This window comes from Aquabacterium sp. NJ1 (genome assembly GCF_000768065.1).
In the GTDB taxonomy this organism is placed as follows: domain Bacteria; phylum Pseudomonadota; class Gammaproteobacteria; order Burkholderiales; family Burkholderiaceae_C; genus Aquabacterium.
Genome location: NZ_JRKM01000001.1, coordinates 479,215 through 496,159, shown reverse-complemented (window position 1 = coordinate 496,159; position 16,945 = coordinate 479,215). Strand labels below are relative to the sequence as shown.

Here is a 16,945-nt window from a genome sequence, read left to right as displayed (position 1 = left end):
AAGCAGGTCCCAAGCTCAACCCATCGCAATCCAGCAAGAAGGAAGTTCTCATGCTCACTGACGACGGCAAGCATCTGTATGTCTCCTGGGAGGAGTACCACCAGTTGACGGAACGTCTGGCCCTGAAGGTGCACACCTCGGGTTGGCAGTTCGATCAGATCCTGTGTCTGGCGCGTGGCGGGATGCGGCCTGGTGATGTGCTTTCTCGCATCTTTGATCGCCCGTTGGGCATCATGTCGACCAGTTCCTACCGTGATGACGGCGGCACCTTGCAGGGGCGCCTGGACATGGCCAAGTACATCACCATGCCCAAAGGTGAACTGGCTGGCCGCGTGCTGCTGGTGGACGACCTGGCTGATTCCGGCGTGACCTTGCGTGCCGTGGTGGACCGCCTGCGCAGCATGCCGGCCATCACGGAGCTGCGCTCAGCCGTGATCTGGGTGAAGGGTGTGTCCAGCTACACGCCTGACTATTACGTCGAGACGCTGCCCACCAGCCCCTGGATCCATCAGCCTTTCGAGGACTATGACACCCTCCGGCCGGAGGCGCTGATGAAGCGCTACAAGCTCTGATCAGGCCATCGGCCCTGAGCTCTCCGTTAGAAAGCAGCCCTCGGGCTGCTTTTTTCATGCCTTGCGCTGCCGATGCTTGGCGAGGTGCCATGGTGTTGCACCTGGAGCGGTGCAAATGAAAAAGCCGCTTCGACTTTGATATCGAAGCGGCTTCTCAATTGGTGCCCAGGAGAGGACTCGAACCTCCACGGAGTTACCCGCTAGTACCTGAAACTAGTGCGTCTACCAATTCCGCCACCTGGGCAGGTACTTTTTTGAATCTGCGTTGTTGCCAGCGCGTCATCGAGACCATGACTATAGCATGAGTTTTTCTGTTTCCTGGCTATGTGGCTCAGTTGCATCAAAAAAGATGAATTCAACTGCCTGGCTGGCCTGTCAGTGCCAGCAGACTGGGCGTATCGATCCTTGCCGGGTGTGCGACAAGTGCCACAGGCGATGTTGTGGCCTGAGAAACGGTGTACGCTGGCTTGGCATTTGCAGATTTGATGATTACCAGCTTTTTAATTTCATCGCATGCGCATCATGGATGGCGCAATCGCCGCGGCCCGGCGCTCCGTAAGCAGGGCGCTGCGTTGACAGCATGCAAGATTGAAGTCATGACTGGCGCCATGTGCTGCATCAGGCAAAGAAAAAGCCGCTTCGATGCAGAGATCGAAGCGGCTTTTCAATTGGTGCCCAGGAGAGGACTCGAACCTCCACGGAGTTACCCGCTAGTACCTGAAACTAGTGCGTCTACCAATTCCGCCACCTGGGCAGGTACTTTTTTAGCTTCTGACTGTTCGCACACTACTCACACTGTGAAATATGTGCTTCAGTCATCAGCGAAGAATGCAATTCTAGCATCAAAATGATGACTATGACAACACCCTCTCAAAATTTTGTGAACCTCATGAGCGAAGTGATCGGCACTGTACAGGGCCACCGTGACGGGCACGGCTTCGTTCAACCTGATGAAGGCGATGCGAGCATCTACCTGTCGCCTCAGGAAATGCGCTCGGTCATGCACCGGGATCGGGTCAAGGTTCGCGTGGTGCGCTTTGACCGCAAGGGGCGCCCTGAGGGCTTGGTCCTTGAGATCGTTGAGCGGCGCAAGACGCCGATCATCGGCCGGCTGCTGCACGAGGGTGGGGCCTGGCTGGTGGCACCGGAAGACAGAAGGTTTGGCCGAGACATCCTGATCCCGGCGAAAGCCACGGCCAATGCCGAGCCTGGGCAGGTGGTGGCGGTCGAGCTCACCGAGGCGCCGTCGCTCCATGCGCAGCCCGTGGGGCGCGTCACGGAGGTGCTGGGGGGCATTGATGACCCCGGCATGGAAATCGAGATTGCGGTGCGCAAGTACGAGGTGCCGCATCGATTCAACGAAGACACGCTGGCGCAGGCGGCGAAGCTGCCGGAGAAGCTGCGTGCAGCTGACAAGAAGGGGCGCATTGACCTGACCGATGTGCCGTTGGTCACCATCGACGGCGAGGACGCGCGCGACTTTGACGATGCGGTGTATTGCCAGCCGGCCACCATAGGCCGCTCCAAGGCGCCGAATGGCTGGCGTCTGCTGGTGGCCATCGCCGATGTGAGTCACTACGTGAAGCCTGGCGACCCGCTGGACCGCGATGCCTACGAGCGTGCAACCTCGGTCTACTTCCCTCGGCGCGTCATCCCGATGCTGCCGGAGAAGTTGTCCAACGGGCTGTGCTCGCTCAATCCGGAAGTCGAGCGCTTGTCGATGGTGTGCGACATGCTGGTCAAGGACGATGGTGAGGTGCACGCCTACCAGTTCTATCCGGCTGTGATCAATTCGCATGCGCGCTTCACCTATACCGAGGTGGCGGCGATCCTGGGGAACACGCGTGGCCCCGAGGCGCAAAAGCGGGGCGAGCTGGTGCCCCATCTGCTGCACTTGTATGAGGTTTACCGTGCGCTGTTGAAGTCGCGCTCCAGCCGCGGTGCGGTGGACTTTGACACCACCGAAACGCAGATCGTGTGTGATGACAACGGCCGCATCGCCAAGATCGTGCCGCGTGTGCGCACCGAAGCGCACCGTCTGATCGAAGAGGCCATGCTGGCGGCCAATGTGTGCTCGGCTGATTTCATCTCGCGCGCCAAGCACCCGTCGCTGTTCCGCGTTCACGAGGGGCCGACCCCCGAGAAGCGGGCTTTGCTCAAGAACTACCTGAAGGCCCTGGGGCTCGGTTTGAGCCTGGGCGAGGAGCCGACACCGGGCGATTTCCAGGCGATTGCGCAAGCCACCAAGGACCGGCCGGATGCCACGCAGATCCACACCATGCTGCTGCGCTCGATGCAGCAAGCCATGTACACGCCCGTCAACAGTGGCCACTTTGGTCTGGCCTACGAGGCTTACACCCACTTCACCAGCCCGATCCGCCGTTATCCGGACTTGCTGGTGCACCGTGTGATCAAGGCGCTGCTGGGCAGTGGCCGTTATGGCCTGAAGGTGCCGCCCGGGGTGGTGTCGTCAGTCGGGAGTTTCAAGCGCAAGCCGGGTGGCAAGCCGGGCGCGCCTGCCAAGGGCTTGCCTGCAGCGCCGACCAAGGCCGCGTCGCGCATCAAGTTGCCACCTGAAGAGTTGGCGGCCTGGGAGACGGTGGGCATTCACTGCAGTGCCAATGAGCGCCGTGCCGATGAGGCCTCGCGTGACGTGGAGGCCTGGCTCAAGTGCATGTTCATGCGCGAGCGCCTGGGCGAGGAGTATGGCGGCACGGTGACGGCGGCCACCAGCTTCGGCTTGTTCGTGCAGCTTGATGGCTTGTATGTCGAAGGGCTGATTCACATCACCGAGCTGGGCGGCGAGTACTACCGGTTTGATGAGGCGCGCCAGGAGTTGCGCGGCGAGCGCACGGGCGTGCGCTACAGCGTCGGCACCCGTGTGCGCGTGCAGGTTAGCCGAGTCGACCTGGATACCCGCAAGATCGATTTCCGCATGGTGAGAGAGGGCGCCGAGTTGCGGCCTGCTGGTGCGCCGGCGAACGCGCGTCGCCGAGGTCGCGGTGGGGATGCGCCCTGGGCTGGCGACATGTCTGCTCAGGAGGAGCTGGCCGATATCCAGGAGGCGGACCGTGAGGCCAAACGCGCCGGGAAGTCGGCGGGCAAGGGCGGCAAGGCGGTTGTCAAGGGCAGGGCGCACAACGTCGCACCTGAGTCCGCAGCACCGCGTTCGGCGAGTTCGGGGCGCGCAGCCAAGACGGCGGGCAAAAAGACGGCCAGCCGAAAGAGTGGCAAGGGTAAGCGCTGAGATTCATGCTAGAATGCCAGAGTTTGCCTGAAATGGTTCGGGCAAATTACTCGCGAAGCCGTCAATTCCCAAGGTGTCGCAGCGGGGTTCAAGGTCAATTGCTGGCCTGTACCGCCCCCTGAGATCGCTGACGGCTTCTAGAACCAACCTCTGGAGCATTCCATGTCCGTATCCATGCGCGAAATGCTGGAAGCCGGTGTCCACTTCGGTCACCAAACCCGCTTCTGGAACCCCAAGATGGCCCCGTATATCTTCGGCCATCGCAACAAGATCCACATCATCAACCTCGAGAAGACGCAGCCTGCGTTCGAAGAGGCTCTGAAGTTCATCAAGCAGCTGTCGGCTCGCCGCGGCACCGTGATGATGATCGGCACCAAGCGTCAAGCTCGCGACACCATCGCCCTGGAAGCTGAACGCGCTGGCGTGCCTTTCGTGAACCAGCGTTGGCTGGGCGGCATGCTGACCAACTTCAAGACCGTCAAGGGTTCGCTGAAGAAGCTCAAGGACATGCAGGTTCAAGTCGAAGCCGGCCTGGACAACCTGAAGAAGAAGGAAGGCCTGCTGTTCCAACGTGAGCTGGCCAAGCTGGAAAAGGACATCGGCGGCATTCAGGACATGAACGCCCTGCCTGACGCCCTGTTCGTGATCGACGTCGGTTACCACAAGATCGCCATCGCCGAAGCCAAGAAGCTGGGCATCCCCGTGATTGGCGTGGTGGACACCAACCACTCGCCCGAAGGCATCGACTACGTCATCCCCGGTAACGACGACTCCTCCAAGGCTGTGGCGCTGTACGCCAAGGCCGTGGCTGACGCCGTGCTGGAAGGCAAGGCCAACGCCGTGAACGAAGTGGTTGCCGCTGCTGCCGGTGGCGACGACGAGTTCGTGGAAGTCAACGAAGCTGCTTAAGCTGCCTTGACTCAAGAAGAAGGGGCTGACGATCAGCCCCTTTTTTTCAAACAGATTTTCTTGTGATGCGGTGATGACACCGCACCTGAATCAAACGGAGAAAGCAAATGGCTGCTATTACCGCCAGCATGGTCGCCGAACTGCGCGCCAAGACCGATGCTCCCATGATGGAGTGCAAGAAGGCGCTGACCGAGGCCGATGGCGACTTCGCCAAGGCTGAAGAGATCCTGCGCGTCAAGCTGGGCAGCAAGGCCTCCAAGGCTGCTACCCGCGTGACCGCCGAAGGCGTCGTGTCTGCCGCCGTGTCCGGCGCCACCGGTGCCCTGGTCGAAATCAACTGCGAAACCGACTTCGTCTCCAAGAACGAATCCTTCCTGGCTTTTGCCAAGTCGGTGGCCGAGCTGATCGCCAAGAACAATCCTGCTGACGTCGCTGCCATCGGCGAGCTGCCCCTGTCGCAAGACGGTTTCGGCCCCACGGTGGAAGAAGTTCGCAAGGGCCTGATCGGCAAGATCGGCGAGAACATGTCCATCCGTCGCTTCAAGCGTTACGCTGACGGCGGCAAGCTGGCTGCCTACCTGCACGGCGCCCGCATTGGTGTGGTCGTGGAGTTCGACGGTGACGACGTGGCCGCCAAGGACGTCGCCATGCACATCGCCGCGATGAAGCCCGTGTCGCTGTCGTCGGCCGATGTGCCTGCCGCTCTGATCGAGACCGAGCGCAGCGTGGCCACGGCCAAGGCTGCCGAGTCCGGCAAGCCGGCTGACATCGCCGCCAAGATGATCGAAGGCGCTGTTCAGAAGTACCTCAAGGAAGTGTCGCTGCTGAACCAGGTCTTCGTGAAGGCCGCTGACGGCAAGCAGACCGTCGAGCAGTACCTGAAGTCGACCAACACCTCGATCAAGAGCTTCACGATGTTCATCGTGGGCGAGGGCATCGAGAAGAAGCAAGACGACTTTGCTGCTGAAGTGGCCGCCACGGTGGCCGCAGCCAAGGGTCAGTAACCCGACGCAAAACAAGGGGGCTTCTGGCCCCCTTGTGCTATGCGGCTTTGCTCTGCCAGCAGTGGCAGGGGCTTTACACAACAAAGGTCGCCGGTTGGTGGAACCATCGCGCGGCCAGTCTTTCAAAGACCACAGGTCTGGGCAGGTTCAAAGTTGCGATAACCTTTGAGCTTGCCGCAAGTCATCAAACAAGGACGTTCGAATGCCCGCCTACAAGCGCATCCTCTTGAAACTTTCTGGTGAAGCCCTCATGGGCGATGATGCTTATGGCATCAACCGCGCGACCATCGTTCGCATGGTCAAGGAAATCCAAGAGGTGACGGCCCTGGGCACCCAGGTGGCGGTGGTGATCGGCGGCGGCAACATCTTCCGCGGCGTGGCGGGTGGCTCGGTCGGTATGGACCGCGCCACGGCCGACTACATGGGCATGCTGGCCACGGTAATGAATTCGCTGGCGCTGGCTGACACCATGCGCCAGGAAGGCATGACCGCGCGCGTCATGTCGGCCATCAGCATCGACCAGGTGGTCGAGCCCTATGTGCGCCCCAAGGCCTTGCAGTACCTCGAAGAGGGCAAGGTGGTGGTGTTCGCTGCCGGTACCGGTAACCCCTTCTTCACGACGGATACCGCTGCGGCCCTGCGCGGCGCCGAAATTGGCGCAGAGATCATGCTCAAGGCCACCAAGGTGGACGGCGTGTACACCGCGGACCCCAAGAAGGATCCCTCGGCCACGCGTTATGGCAGCATCACGTTTGACGAGGCCCTGATCAAGAACCTGCAGGTGCTGGATGCCACCGCCTTTGCGCTGTGTCGCGACCAGAATCTGCCCTTGAAAGTGTTCTCGATCTTCAAGCCCGGTGCGCTCAAGCGTGTCGTGCTGGGTGAAGACGAAGGTACCCTGGTTCACGTCTGATCGGGCGGCTTGCCGATCCACGGTTTTGTCGTCTGGTTTTTTCACTCACGCGTTTGTCAGGCTGTAAAACATTCGCACGGAGTTCTCCATGAGCATCGCAGAAATCAAGAAAAACGCCGAGCAGAAAATGCTCAAGTCGATCGAGGCCTTCAAGAACGAACTGGCCAAGATCCGTACCGGTCGCGCCCATCCAGGCATCCTGGATCAGGTTCAGGTGGACTACTACGGTTCGCTGGTGCCGATCAGCCAGGTGGCCAATGTGTCCTTGCTGGACGCCCGCACCATCAGCGTCCAGCCTTGGGAAAAGGGCATGGGCGCCAAGATCGAGAAGGCCATCCGCGAATCGGATCTGGGCCTGAACCCATCGACGCAGGGCGATCTGATCCGTGTGCCGATGCCGCCGCTGACCGAAGAGCGACGCAAGGAGCTGACCAAGGTGGTCAAGAGCGCTGGCGAAGACGCGAAAGTGGCCGTGCGTAATCTGCGGCGCGATGCCAACGAGCACGCCAAACGCCTGCTCAAGGACAAGGAAATCACCGAAGACGAGGATCGCCGTTCGCAGGACGACGTTCAGAAGCTCACCGACAAGACGATCGCCGAGATCGACAAGCTGGTGGCCTCCAAAGAAGCCGAAGTGCTGGCCGTTTAAGCTGCGGCGCTTTGTCATAATCTCGACGCAGTCTGAGGCGGCATTGCCGCCTCGCTGTGTTTCTGGCGCGCCTTGTTGCTGGCGCGGTGAACCCTCTCACCTTTGTTGCGCTGATGGCCAAGTCTCCCGCTGTTGATCCGGTTCCTCGTCATGTTGCGATCGTCATGGATGGCAATGGGCGTTGGGCTCGCAAACGTTTCATGCCACGCGGTGTGGGGCACAAGGCGGGGGTGGACGCACTGGTCAAAGTGGTGCAGACCGCGGCTGACCGGCACATTGGTTTCCTCACGGTGTTTGCTTTCTCGTCCGAGAACTGGAAACGGCCCGAGGAGGAAGTCTCTGGTCTGATGAGCCTGTTGCTGGTGGCCTTGTCCAAGCACCTGATCAAGCTCAAGGCGGACGGCGTGCGCATCCGCGTCGTGGGCGATCTGGCCAATGTGTCCGAGAAAGTGCGCAACGCCTTGCTGGAAGCCCAGAACGCAACGATCCACAACACGCGCCTGATCCTGACGGTCGCTTTCAACTATGGCGGTCGCTGGGACATTGTTCAGGCAGCGCGCCAGGCCATGCGGGCGGGCGTTCAGGCCGATCAAATGGATGAGACCACGTTGTCGCGCTATATGGCCATGAACTACGCACCTGACCCGGATCTGTTCATCCGCACGGGGGGCGAGGTGCGCTTGTCCAACTTCCTGCTGTGGCAGAGCGCGTATGCCGAGCTGTATTTCACCGATTGCCTGTGGCCTGACTTTGACGAGCGGGAGCTGGACAAGGCCCTTGCCAGTTACGTCCGGCGCGAGCGTCGCTTTGGCGATGTGGGGGCGTCCGGTGAAGGTGAGGGCGCCATCGGCAGTGGTGGTGCCGGTGACGGCGAAGCTGGCGCTTTCGGCTCGGTTTGACTGGGGACAGGCAGATGCTCAAGCAACGTGTCATTACCGCGCTGATCCTGGTAGCCATCCTGCTGCCGACGCTGGCTGCACAGGCCGCCTGGCCGTTTGCCATCCTGACGCTGGTGTTCATCTCCGCGGCAGGTTGGGAGTGGTCCCGTCTGAATGAAGCGCCTGGCGCGCGAGCCGTGATGATGGGGGCGGCCGTCGCAGGGGCCTGCCTGTTCGTGGCGCAGTCTCTGGGGCTCTCCGTTTGGGGGGCGCAACTGTCTGCCGTATCGGAGTCGGTCGGGCATGTGCACGGTTGGGGGCACCCCCTGGTCGGTTTTGCCACGCCCGCGGTCATCTGGCTGGTGGCTGTGGCCGTCTGGGTGCCAGGTGGCGCGGCTGTGTTGCGCTTCGGTACCGAATACTGGAAGCAGGTGCCGCAGCTGCTGCGCCGCCTGCTGGGCCTGGGTTTGCTGATGCTGGCCTGGCTGGCGCTGGTTGAAAGCAAGGCACAAGGCTTGAACTACCTGCTGTCGGTGTTCTGCCTGGTCTGGGCGGCCGACATCGGGGCGTATTTTGGTGGACGTGCCTTTGGCAAGAACAAGCTGGCGCCCTCCATCAGCCCGGGCAAGAGCTGGGAGGGCGTGTGGTCCGGCATGCTGGCCGTGGCCCTGCTGTCCGTCATCTGGATCTGGATCGACCGCAACATCGGGGTGGATGCCCCCAGTCTTTACAGTCGTTTGTTGATGGGGCTGGGGCCCGCCGGTATGCTGGTGGCACTGGCGTTCCTCGCTGCCATGAGCGTGGTGGGCGACCTGTTCGAGTCCCTGATCAAACGCCAGGCCGGTGCCAAGGACAGCAGCCAGTTGCTGCCGGGCCATGGCGGGGTGCTGGATCGCATCGATGCCCTGTTGCCGGTGCTGCCTTTGTCGCTGGCTTTGATGACCTTGTGCCATGGTTGACCACCTTTCCAGCCGCCCTCAACGCCTGTGCATCCTTGGTGCGACGGGCTCCATCGGGACCAACACGCTCGATGTGGCTGCACGCCACCCCGAGCGGTTCGAGGTCTGGGCGCTGAGCGGCGCCTCTCGTGTCGATGAACTGCTGGCGCAGTGCGTCAAGCATCAGCCTCGGTTTGCCGTGATGTCGTCGGAGCCCGTGGCCGCGCAATTGCGCGACAAGGTGCGTGCCGCAGGCCTGCGCACGGAAGTGCTTGGTGGCGAGCAAGCTCTGTGCGACATCGCCGCGCACCCTGATGTGGACGTCGTGATGGGCGCCATTGTGGGTGCCGCCGGGCTGGCGCCTTGTCTGGCAGCAGCGCGTGCAGGCAAGCGGCTCTTGCTGGCCAACAAGGAGGCCCTGGTTGTCGGCGGCAAGCTGTTCATGCAGGCCGTCAAGGACGGTGGTGCCACCTTGCTGCCAATCGACAGCGAGCATTCCGCCATCTTCCAGTGCCTGCCAGAAGACCCGTCGACCTGGGCTTCGCGCATTGATCACATCGTGCTGACCGCATCGGGCGGGCCCTTCCGCCAGCGCGACCCCGCCACATTCGCAGACATCACGCCCGAGCAGGCTTGCGCGCACCCGAACTGGGTCATGGGGCGCAAGATTTCGGTGGACTCGGCCACCATGATGAACAAGGCGCTGGAGGTGATCGAAGCGCGCTGGTTGTTCAACCTGGAACCCGATCAGATCCGCGTGGTCCTGCATCCGCAGAGCATCATCCACTCCATGGTGGTGTGCCGCGACCGTTCCGTGCTGGCCCAACTGGGTACACCCGATATGCGCGTGCCCATTGCCTATGGCCTGTCATGGCCGCAGCGCATCGAGTCGGGTGCCGATCTGCTCGATTTCAGCCGGCTGGCGGCCCTGACCTTCGAGCCGCCGGACGCCGCTCGCTACCCCGGGCTGCAACTGGCCTGGCAGACCTTGCGTGCCGCGCCTGGCAGCACCTGTGTGCTCAACGCGGCCAATGAGGTGGCGGTGGATGCCTTCCTGAACCGTCGCATCCGTTTTGATCAGATCCATCACGTGAACCTGCAGGCCTTGTCCGATTGCGTGGTGCCCGCCGGCGCCGTCGAGTCGGTAGAGGGTTTGCTGTCGCTGGATGCGCAGGCTCGCCGTGTGGCAGAGTCGGTGGTGATGGGGTTGGCGCGCTGAGCGTGCTGCGACCCACCGCATCGGATGTCTATGTGGCCGTGTTCCAAGGAGTAGGGCGATGCTGATCACCTTCTTGATCAAAGCGCTGGCGTTCATCGTGACCATCGGGGTGCTGGTGGTCATCCATGAGTACGGCCATTACCGGGCTGCCGTGGCGTGCAATGTCAAGGTGTTGCGCTTTTCGATGGGTTTCGGGCGCGTGCTGTGGTCCCGCATGCGGGGGGAGACCGAGTTCGTGGTGTCGGCCTTGCCCTTGGGCGGCTACGTCAAGATGCTCGACGAGCGCGAGGGCGCGGTGGACCCGGCCGAGTTGCACCGGGCATTCAACCGCAAGCCTTTGCCGCAGCGGGCGTTCGTGGTGTCGGCGGGCCCGCTGGCCAACCTGGCCTTGGCGGTGCTCTTGTACGCCTGCGTGAACTGGGCCGGTGTGTCCGAGTTGCGCCCCTGGTTCGCGCAGCCGAAGGCCGGCAGCCTGGCCGCTCAGGCGGGTTTGCAGGTGCGCGACGAAATCATCGCCCTCAAGCCTGACGGCGCCGATTCTGGTGAGGGCGCCACGTGGTGCGCGGTGCGCTCCATGAACGACCTGCAGTGGCGCCTGACCCAGCATGCACTCAAGGGGCAGGATCTGGTCTTGCGTGTGCAGTCCAGGAGCAGCCCAGACCAGCCTGCTGGTGGCGAGCGCCTCCTGCGGCTCAAGCTCAGCCAGATCAGTGCCTCGGAGGTGGATGGCGAGCTGATGAGTCGCATCGGCCTGACCGGGCCTTATGCCGAACCCATCATCAGCAAGGTGCTCGATGGTGGCGCGGCCCAGAAGGCGGGGCTGCTCAGCGGTGACCGCGTGCTGGACGTCAATGGCCAGGCGCCTACTGACGTATCCCATCTGTTGCGCATCATCCGCGAGAGCCAGAACAAAGGTCAGGCCTTGCCCATGACCATGCACATCGAGCGCGGCGGGCAGGTACTGGATTTACACGTGCTGCCGGTGATGAAGCAGGTGGAAGGGCAGATGTTGCCTCGCATCGACGCCGCCCTGGGCGGGCCGGCCGCGACGGTGACGGTGCGTTATGGCCTGCTCGATGGCATGCAGCGCGCCGTGGTCAAGACCTGGGATGTCTCGGTGCTGAGCCTGAACATGCTGGGCAAGATGCTGATTGGGCAGGCGTCCCTGAAGAATCTGAGCGGGCCTTTGACGATTGCCGACTACGCCGGGCAGTCCGTGCGCCTGGGCTGGGCCTACTACGTGGGTTTCCTCGCGCTGGTCAGTGTCAGCCTGGGGGTGCTGAATTTGCTGCCGCTGCCGGTCCTCGATGGTGGGCACCTCATGTATTATCTTTTCGAAGGTGTCACGGGCCGGCCCGTCTCTGAACGTTGGCTGGAACGCCTGCAACGTGGTGGCGTCGCCATCATGTTGATGATGATGTCACTGGCCCTCTACAACGACCTGGCGCGCCTGATGGGCGCGCACTGAGTTATTTCCGCATGCAAATTCCTTCCATGACTGCTGTCCGGTTCAAGCCGACCCTGCTCGCTGCCTTGCTGGCATCCTCCTTGTTCCAGGCTGCATGGGCTGTCGAGCCCTTCGTGCTCAAGGACATCCGCGTAGAAGGCCTTCAGCGTGCCGACGCCGGCACCGTGTTTGCCTCCTTGCCTTTCCGGGTAGGCGACACCTATACCGATGACAAGGGCGCGGCGGGCTTGCGCTCCTTGTTTGCCACTGGCCTGTTCAAGGACGTGCGCATCCAGATCGACGGCAACGTGGTGGTCGTGGTCGTGGAAGAGCGCCCCGTGATCTCCCGCGTGGAGTTCGTCGGCACCAAGGAGTTCGACAAGGACAACCTGGTCAAGGCGCTGAAGGACGTCGGCATTGGCGAAGGCCAGCCCTTTGACCGCGCACTGGCCGACCGCGCCGAGCAGGAGCTCAAGCGCCAGTACCTCACGCGCAGCCTGTACGGCGTCGAAGTGGTCACCACGATCACGCCCGCCGAGCGCAACCGCGTGAACGTGACCTTCACCGTGACCGAAGGCGAGGTCACCAAGATCAAAAGCATCCGCATCACCGGCAACCAGGCCTTCTCGGAAAGCACCTTGCTGTCGCAGATGGACTTGACGACGGGTGGCTACCTGACCTGGTACACCAAGTCCGACCAGTACGCGCGCTCCAAGCTCAATGCCGACCTGGAGTCCATCAAGGCCTACTACCTGAACCGTGGTTACCTGGAGTTCAAGATCGAGTCCACCCAGGTGGCGATCTCGCCAGACAAGCAGGACATCTCGATTGCGATCAACGTGACCGAAGGGCCACGCTATGTGATCACCGGTGTCAAGCTGGATGGCGACTACCTGGGCAAGGAAGAAACCTTCCGCAAGCTGATCACCATCAAGCCCGGCGAGGCCTACCGCGCCGAGGACGTGGCCTCGACGATCAAGGCCTTCACGGATCGCTTTGCGGCATTCGGTTATGCCTTTGCCAAGGTGGACTTCCGCCCCGAGCTGGACCGTGACAAGGGCCAGGCCGTGGCCGTGCTGGTGGCGCAGCCTCAGCGCCGCGTTTATGTGCGCCGCGTCAACGTGGCCGGTAACTCCCGCACGCGCGATGAAGTGATCCGCCGCGAGTTCCGCCAGTTCGAAGCCGCCTGGTACGACGGCCAGAAGATCAAGCTGTCGCGCGACCGCGTGGACCGTCTGGGCTACTTCAAGCAGGTCAACATCGAAACGACCGAGGTGCCCGGCACGGCCGACCAGGTCGACCTCACCATCACGGTGGAAGAAAAGCCCACCGGCAACCTGATGCTGGGTGCAGGCTTCTCCAGCGCCGAGAAGTTCACCCTGACCGCATCGGTCAAGCAGGACAACGTCTTCGGCACCGGTAACTACCTGGGGGTGGAGCTCAACACCAGCAAGTACAACCGCACCATTGTCGTCAGCACGGTGGACCCGTACTTCACGGACAACGGTATCTCGCGCTCCTACGACGTGTTCTACCGCACCTCCCGCCCCTTGAGCACACAAGGTGGTGACTACGAGATCGTCACCCCCGGTGCGGCCGTGCGTTTCGGCGTGCCCTACACCGAGTTCGACACGGTGTTCTTTGGCGCCGGTGCCGAGCAGACGGCCATCCATGGCACCACGGGCTTGCCCGTGAGCTACCAGTTGCACCGCGAAATCTTCGGCGAGCGCAGCCTGTCCGTGCCCCTGACGGTGGGCTGGGCGCGTGATGCGCGCGACAGCACGATCGCGCCCACCAGCGGTCGCTACCAGCGCGTCAACCTGGAATGGGGTGTGGCCGGCGACACGCGCTACCTGCGCAGCGACTACCAGTTCCAGCAATACCTGCCGCTGACCAACCGCTACACGCTGGGTTTCAACGGCGAGTTCGGCTACGGCACGGGCCTGTCAGGCAAGCCTTACCCTGTGTTCAAGAACTTCACCGGTGGTGGTCTGGGTACCGTGCGTGGCTTCGAGCAAGGCTCTCTGGGCCCTGTGGACATCGAAGGCGCCTATGTGGGCGGCAACAAGCGCATCAACCTCAACACCGAACTCTACGTGCCGTTCCCCGGCGCGGGCAATGACCGCACGCTGCGCTTGTTCGGTTACGTGGATGCGGGTAACGTCTGGGGTGAGACCGAAGCGGTTCGCTGGAAGGACTTCCGGGCCTCGGCTGGTGTCGGTATCAGCTGGGTGTCGCCGGTCGGCCCGCTCAAGCTGAGCTACGGCAAGCCGTTCCGCTACTTCGATCAAGATAAAATCCAGAAACTCCAGTTCCAGATCGGCACGGCATTCTGATCATGAAATCGATTTTCAAGACACTGGTCGCCAGCGCCCTGCTCATGGGCGCGGTGGCGGCTCACAGCCAGGAACTCAAGATCGGTTTTGTGAACCTGGACCGCGTCCTGCGTGACGCGGTGCCGGCCAAGGCCGCACAGACCAAGCTCGAAGCCGAGTTCAATCGGCGCGAGAAAGAACTGAGCGAGGCCGAGTCCCGCCTCAAGAGCGCCTCCGATCGTTTCGAGAAGGATGCGCCCACCCTGGGCGAGGGCGAGCGGGTTCGCCGCCAGCGTGACCTGGTGGACCAGGACCGCGAGCTGCAGCGCAAGCGCCGCGAGTTCCAGGAAGACCTCAACCAGCGCAAGAACGAAGAGCTCTCCAGCGTGCTGGACCGCGCGAACCGCGTCGTCAAGCAGATATTCGACCAGGAGAAGTTCGACCTGATCCTGCAGGAAGCCGTGTTTGCCGGCCCGCGCGTGGACATCACCGACAAGGTCATCAAGGCCTTGAATGGCGGATCGAGCAAGTGAACGGCTCATCTCCAGCGCCTGACACGACCTCTCTTTCAGACCGTGCGGCGCCCCGCCTGAGCACCACGCTGGGTCAGCTTGTGGACGCGCTGGGCGGTGAGCTGTACGGCGACCGCGAGACGCCCATCCAGAACATCGGCCCGCTCGACACGGACCGGGTGGCGGCGATCTCCTTCCTGTCCAACCCGAAGTACCGCAGCCAGTTGCTGACGACGCAGGCCACCTGCGTGATCGTGAGCCCTGCGGCCAAGGATGAGGCCGTGGCACGCGGTGCGGCCATCGTCACGGACGACCCCTATCTGTATTTCGCTCGCCTGACACAGTGGTGGGCTCAGCGTGTGCGGCCTCGACCAGCTGCTGGTGTGCATCCGTCGGCTGTGGTCGACCCGAGCGCGGTACTGGGGCTGGGCGTGACCATCGGCCCACTGGCGGTCATCGAGGCGGGTGCCGTGATCGGTGACGACGTGATCATCGGCCCGCACTGCGTGGTCGGCGAGCGTGCCCGCGTGGGCGCACAGACGCGTCTGGCGGCCCACGTCACGCTGGGCTTCGATTGTGTGGTGGGCCAGCGCTGCATCTTCCACAGTGGCGTGGTGATCGGCGCGGACGGCTTTGGTTTTGCCCCCAACAAAGGCACCTGGGAAAAGATCGAGCAGCTCGGTGCCGTGCGCATCGGCGACGATGTCGAACTGGGTGCAAATACCTGTGTCGACCGCGGCGCCATCGAAGACACCGTGATCGAGAAGGGCGTCAAGCTCGACAACCTGGTCCAGATCGCGCACAACGTGCACATCGGCGAGCACTCGGCCATGGCTGGCTGCGTGGGCGTGGCGGGCAGTGCGCACATTGGCGCCCATTGCACGGTGGGGGGCGCAGGCATGATCCTTGGCCACCTGAGCCTGGCGGACAATGTGCACGTGTCCTCGGGCACGCTGATTTCGCGCTCCATCAACAAGCCCGGCGTGTACAGCGGGGTCTTCCCATTCGACGAGAACGCATCCTGGGAGAAGAACGCGGCCACGCTGCGCCAGCTTCATGCCCTGCGTGATCGCATCCGTACCCTAGAGAAACAGATCAAATCGTGATGGACATCCACAAGATCCTCGACAAGCTCCCGCACCGCTACCCCTTCCTGCTGGTCGACCGCGTGCTGGAAATCGAAAAAAACGTGCGAATCCGCGCCTTGAAGAACGTGACCATCAACGAGCCGTTCTTCCAGGGCCATTTCCCCACGCGCCCGGTGATGCCCGGCGTGCTGATGCTCGAAGCCCTGGCGCAGGCTGCTGCCTTGCTGGCTTTTGATGCGATGGGCGAGGGCGCCGATGAAAACTCGGTCTACTACTTCGTCGGCATCGACGGTGCGCGTTTCAAGCGCCCCGTGGAGCCCGGTGACCAGTTGATCCTAGATGTGCAGATGGACCGCAACAAGGCTGGCATCTACAAGTTCAATGCCCAGGCCTTCGTGGGTGAAGAGCTGGCTGTGTCCGCGCAGATCATGTGCACCGTGCGCAAGGTGGCCTGATCCCGTCATGGCAAGCATTCACCCAACCGCCATCGTTGACCCGCAGGCCAGGCTGGCCGATTCGGTCTCGGTGGGCGCCTACACGACCATCGGGCCCCATGTCACCATCGGTGAAGGCTCGTCGGTCGGCTCGCATTGCGTGATCGAGGGCCACACCACGATCGGGCGCGACAACCGCATCTTCCAGTTCGCCTCGCTGGGCGCTGCCCCACAAGACAAGAAGTACGCGGGCGAGCCCACCAAACTGATCATTGGTGACCGCAACACCATCCGCGAATTCACCACCTTCAACACCGGTACGGTGCAGGACAAGGGTGTCACGCAGATCGGCGATGACAACTGGATCATGGCCTATGTGCACGTGGCGCATGACTGCGTGATCGGCAACGACAACGTGATCGCCAACTCCGTGCAGTTCGCCGGCCACGTGACCGTGGGCAACCACACGCTGATCGGTGGCATCAGTGGTGTGCACCAGTTCGTGCGCATTGGCGACTTCGCCATGCTGGGTTTCCAGACCCGCTTGTCGCAAGACTTGCCGCCCTTCGTGCAAGCCGCAGGCAACCCAGCCCAAGCCCAGAACGTGCACCAGGAAGGCCCTCGCCGCCGCGGTTATTCAGCCGAGCGTCTGAGCACGCTCAAGCAGATGTACAAGCTGCTGTACCGCAAGGGGCTGACGCTGGAGGCATCCAAGGCCGAGATCGCTGCGCTGCGTGGGCAGGTGCCTGAAGCAGATGCCGACATCGACATGATGCTGGCCTTTCTGGCGGATGCCTCGCGCGGCATCGTGCGTTGAGCG

At 62.4% G+C, this 16,945-nt stretch carries 15 protein-coding genes and 2 tRNA genes; 15 read left to right on the top strand and 2 right to left on the bottom strand.

The annotated features are described in order from the left end of the window. Positions 1 to 50: 50 nt before the first annotated feature. Complete coding sequence (locus tag JY96_RS02195; RefSeq protein WP_035040827.1) at positions 51 to 572, top strand: phosphoribosyltransferase; 522 nt, start codon at positions 51 to 53, stop codon at positions 570 to 572. A 159-nt stretch (positions 573 to 731) separates the two neighbouring features. On the opposite strand, the gene JY96_RS02190 is transcribed toward JY96_RS02195, so the two are convergent. Together JY96_RS02190 and JY96_RS02185 are read right to left on the bottom strand one after the other, a co-directional pair. Further along, positions 732 to 816: transfer RNA gene (locus tag JY96_RS02190), tRNA-Leu, on the bottom strand. Between the two features lie 425 nt (positions 817 to 1,241). After that, positions 1,242 to 1,326, bottom strand: a tRNA-Leu gene (locus JY96_RS02185). 135 nt (positions 1,327 to 1,461) lie between these two features. Here JY96_RS02185 and rnr point away from each other — a divergent pair. From rnr to lpxA, 14 genes are all read left to right on the top strand, one after another. Beyond that, a complete protein-coding gene (gene rnr / locus JY96_RS02180) occupies positions 1,462 to 3,819 on the top strand; it encodes a ribonuclease R (RefSeq protein WP_035034592.1) in 2,358 nt (785 codons plus the stop codon). 162 nt (positions 3,820 to 3,981) lie between these two features. Next, a complete protein-coding gene (gene rpsB, locus JY96_RS02175) occupies positions 3,982 to 4,728 on the top strand; it encodes a 30S ribosomal protein S2 (RefSeq protein ID WP_035034590.1) in 747 nt (248 codons plus the stop codon). Between the two features lie 107 nt (positions 4,729 to 4,835). Beyond that, positions 4,836 to 5,732 (top strand): translation elongation factor Ts, encoded by an 897-nt coding sequence (tsf, locus tag JY96_RS02170; RefSeq protein ID WP_035034589.1) that lies wholly within the window; start codon positions 4,836 to 4,838, stop codon positions 5,730 to 5,732. A gap of 202 nt (positions 5,733 to 5,934) precedes the next feature. After that, positions 5,935 to 6,645 (top strand): UMP kinase, encoded by a 711-nt coding sequence (pyrH, locus tag JY96_RS02165; protein WP_035034586.1) that lies wholly within the window; start codon positions 5,935 to 5,937, stop codon positions 6,643 to 6,645. A gap of 88 nt (positions 6,646 to 6,733) precedes the next feature. After that, positions 6,734 to 7,294, top strand: coding sequence for a ribosome recycling factor (gene frr, locus JY96_RS02160; protein WP_035034584.1), 561 nt, complete (start codon positions 6,734 to 6,736; stop codon positions 7,292 to 7,294). Between the two features lie 113 nt (positions 7,295 to 7,407). Continuing rightward, on the top strand, positions 7,408 to 8,193 hold the full coding sequence (gene uppS, locus JY96_RS02155) for a polyprenyl diphosphate synthase (RefSeq protein WP_081961550.1): 786 nt from the start codon (positions 7,408 to 7,410) through the stop codon (positions 8,191 to 8,193). Between the two features lie 14 nt (positions 8,194 to 8,207). Beyond that, entirely contained in the window at positions 8,208 to 9,131 is a 924-nt protein-coding gene (locus tag JY96_RS02150) for a phosphatidate cytidylyltransferase (RefSeq protein ID WP_035034582.1), read from the top strand. Further along, positions 9,124 to 10,329: a 1-deoxy-D-xylulose-5-phosphate reductoisomerase gene (gene ispC / locus JY96_RS02145; protein WP_035034579.1), complete on the top strand. Its 1,206-nt coding sequence runs from the start codon at positions 9,124 to 9,126 to the stop codon at positions 10,327 to 10,329. Before JY96_RS02150 ends, ispC begins: the two co-directional genes overlap by 8 nt. Positions 10,330 to 10,387: 58 nt before the next feature. Beyond that, a complete protein-coding gene (gene rseP / locus JY96_RS02140; protein ID WP_035034577.1) occupies positions 10,388 to 11,797 on the top strand; it encodes an RIP metalloprotease RseP in 1,410 nt (469 codons plus the stop codon). A 26-nt stretch (positions 11,798 to 11,823) separates the two neighbouring features. Next, on the top strand, positions 11,824 to 14,112 hold the full coding sequence (gene bamA, locus JY96_RS02135; protein ID WP_052162042.1) for an outer membrane protein assembly factor BamA: 2,289 nt from the start codon (positions 11,824 to 11,826) through the stop codon (positions 14,110 to 14,112). A 2-nt stretch (positions 14,113 to 14,114) separates the two neighbouring features. Next, the gene (locus JY96_RS02130) at positions 14,115 to 14,624 is read left to right on the top strand and encodes an OmpH family outer membrane protein (RefSeq protein ID WP_035034575.1); all 510 of its coding nucleotides are present in this window, start codon (positions 14,115 to 14,117) and stop codon (positions 14,622 to 14,624) included. A gap of 56 nt (positions 14,625 to 14,680) precedes the next feature. After that, positions 14,681 to 15,709 (top strand): UDP-3-O-(3-hydroxymyristoyl)glucosamine N-acyltransferase, encoded by a 1,029-nt coding sequence (gene lpxD, locus JY96_RS02125; protein ID WP_035040819.1) that lies wholly within the window; start codon positions 14,681 to 14,683, stop codon positions 15,707 to 15,709. Further along, on the top strand, positions 15,706 to 16,146 hold the full coding sequence (fabZ, locus tag JY96_RS02120) for a 3-hydroxyacyl-ACP dehydratase FabZ (RefSeq protein WP_035034573.1): 441 nt from the start codon (positions 15,706 to 15,708) through the stop codon (positions 16,144 to 16,146). Before lpxD ends, fabZ begins: the two co-directional genes overlap by 4 nt. A 7-nt stretch (positions 16,147 to 16,153) precedes the next feature. Next, a complete protein-coding gene (gene lpxA, locus JY96_RS02115) occupies positions 16,154 to 16,942 on the top strand; it encodes an acyl-ACP--UDP-N-acetylglucosamine O-acyltransferase (RefSeq protein ID WP_035034571.1) in 789 nt (262 codons plus the stop codon). The last annotated feature ends 3 nt before the right edge of the window (positions 16,943 to 16,945 follow it).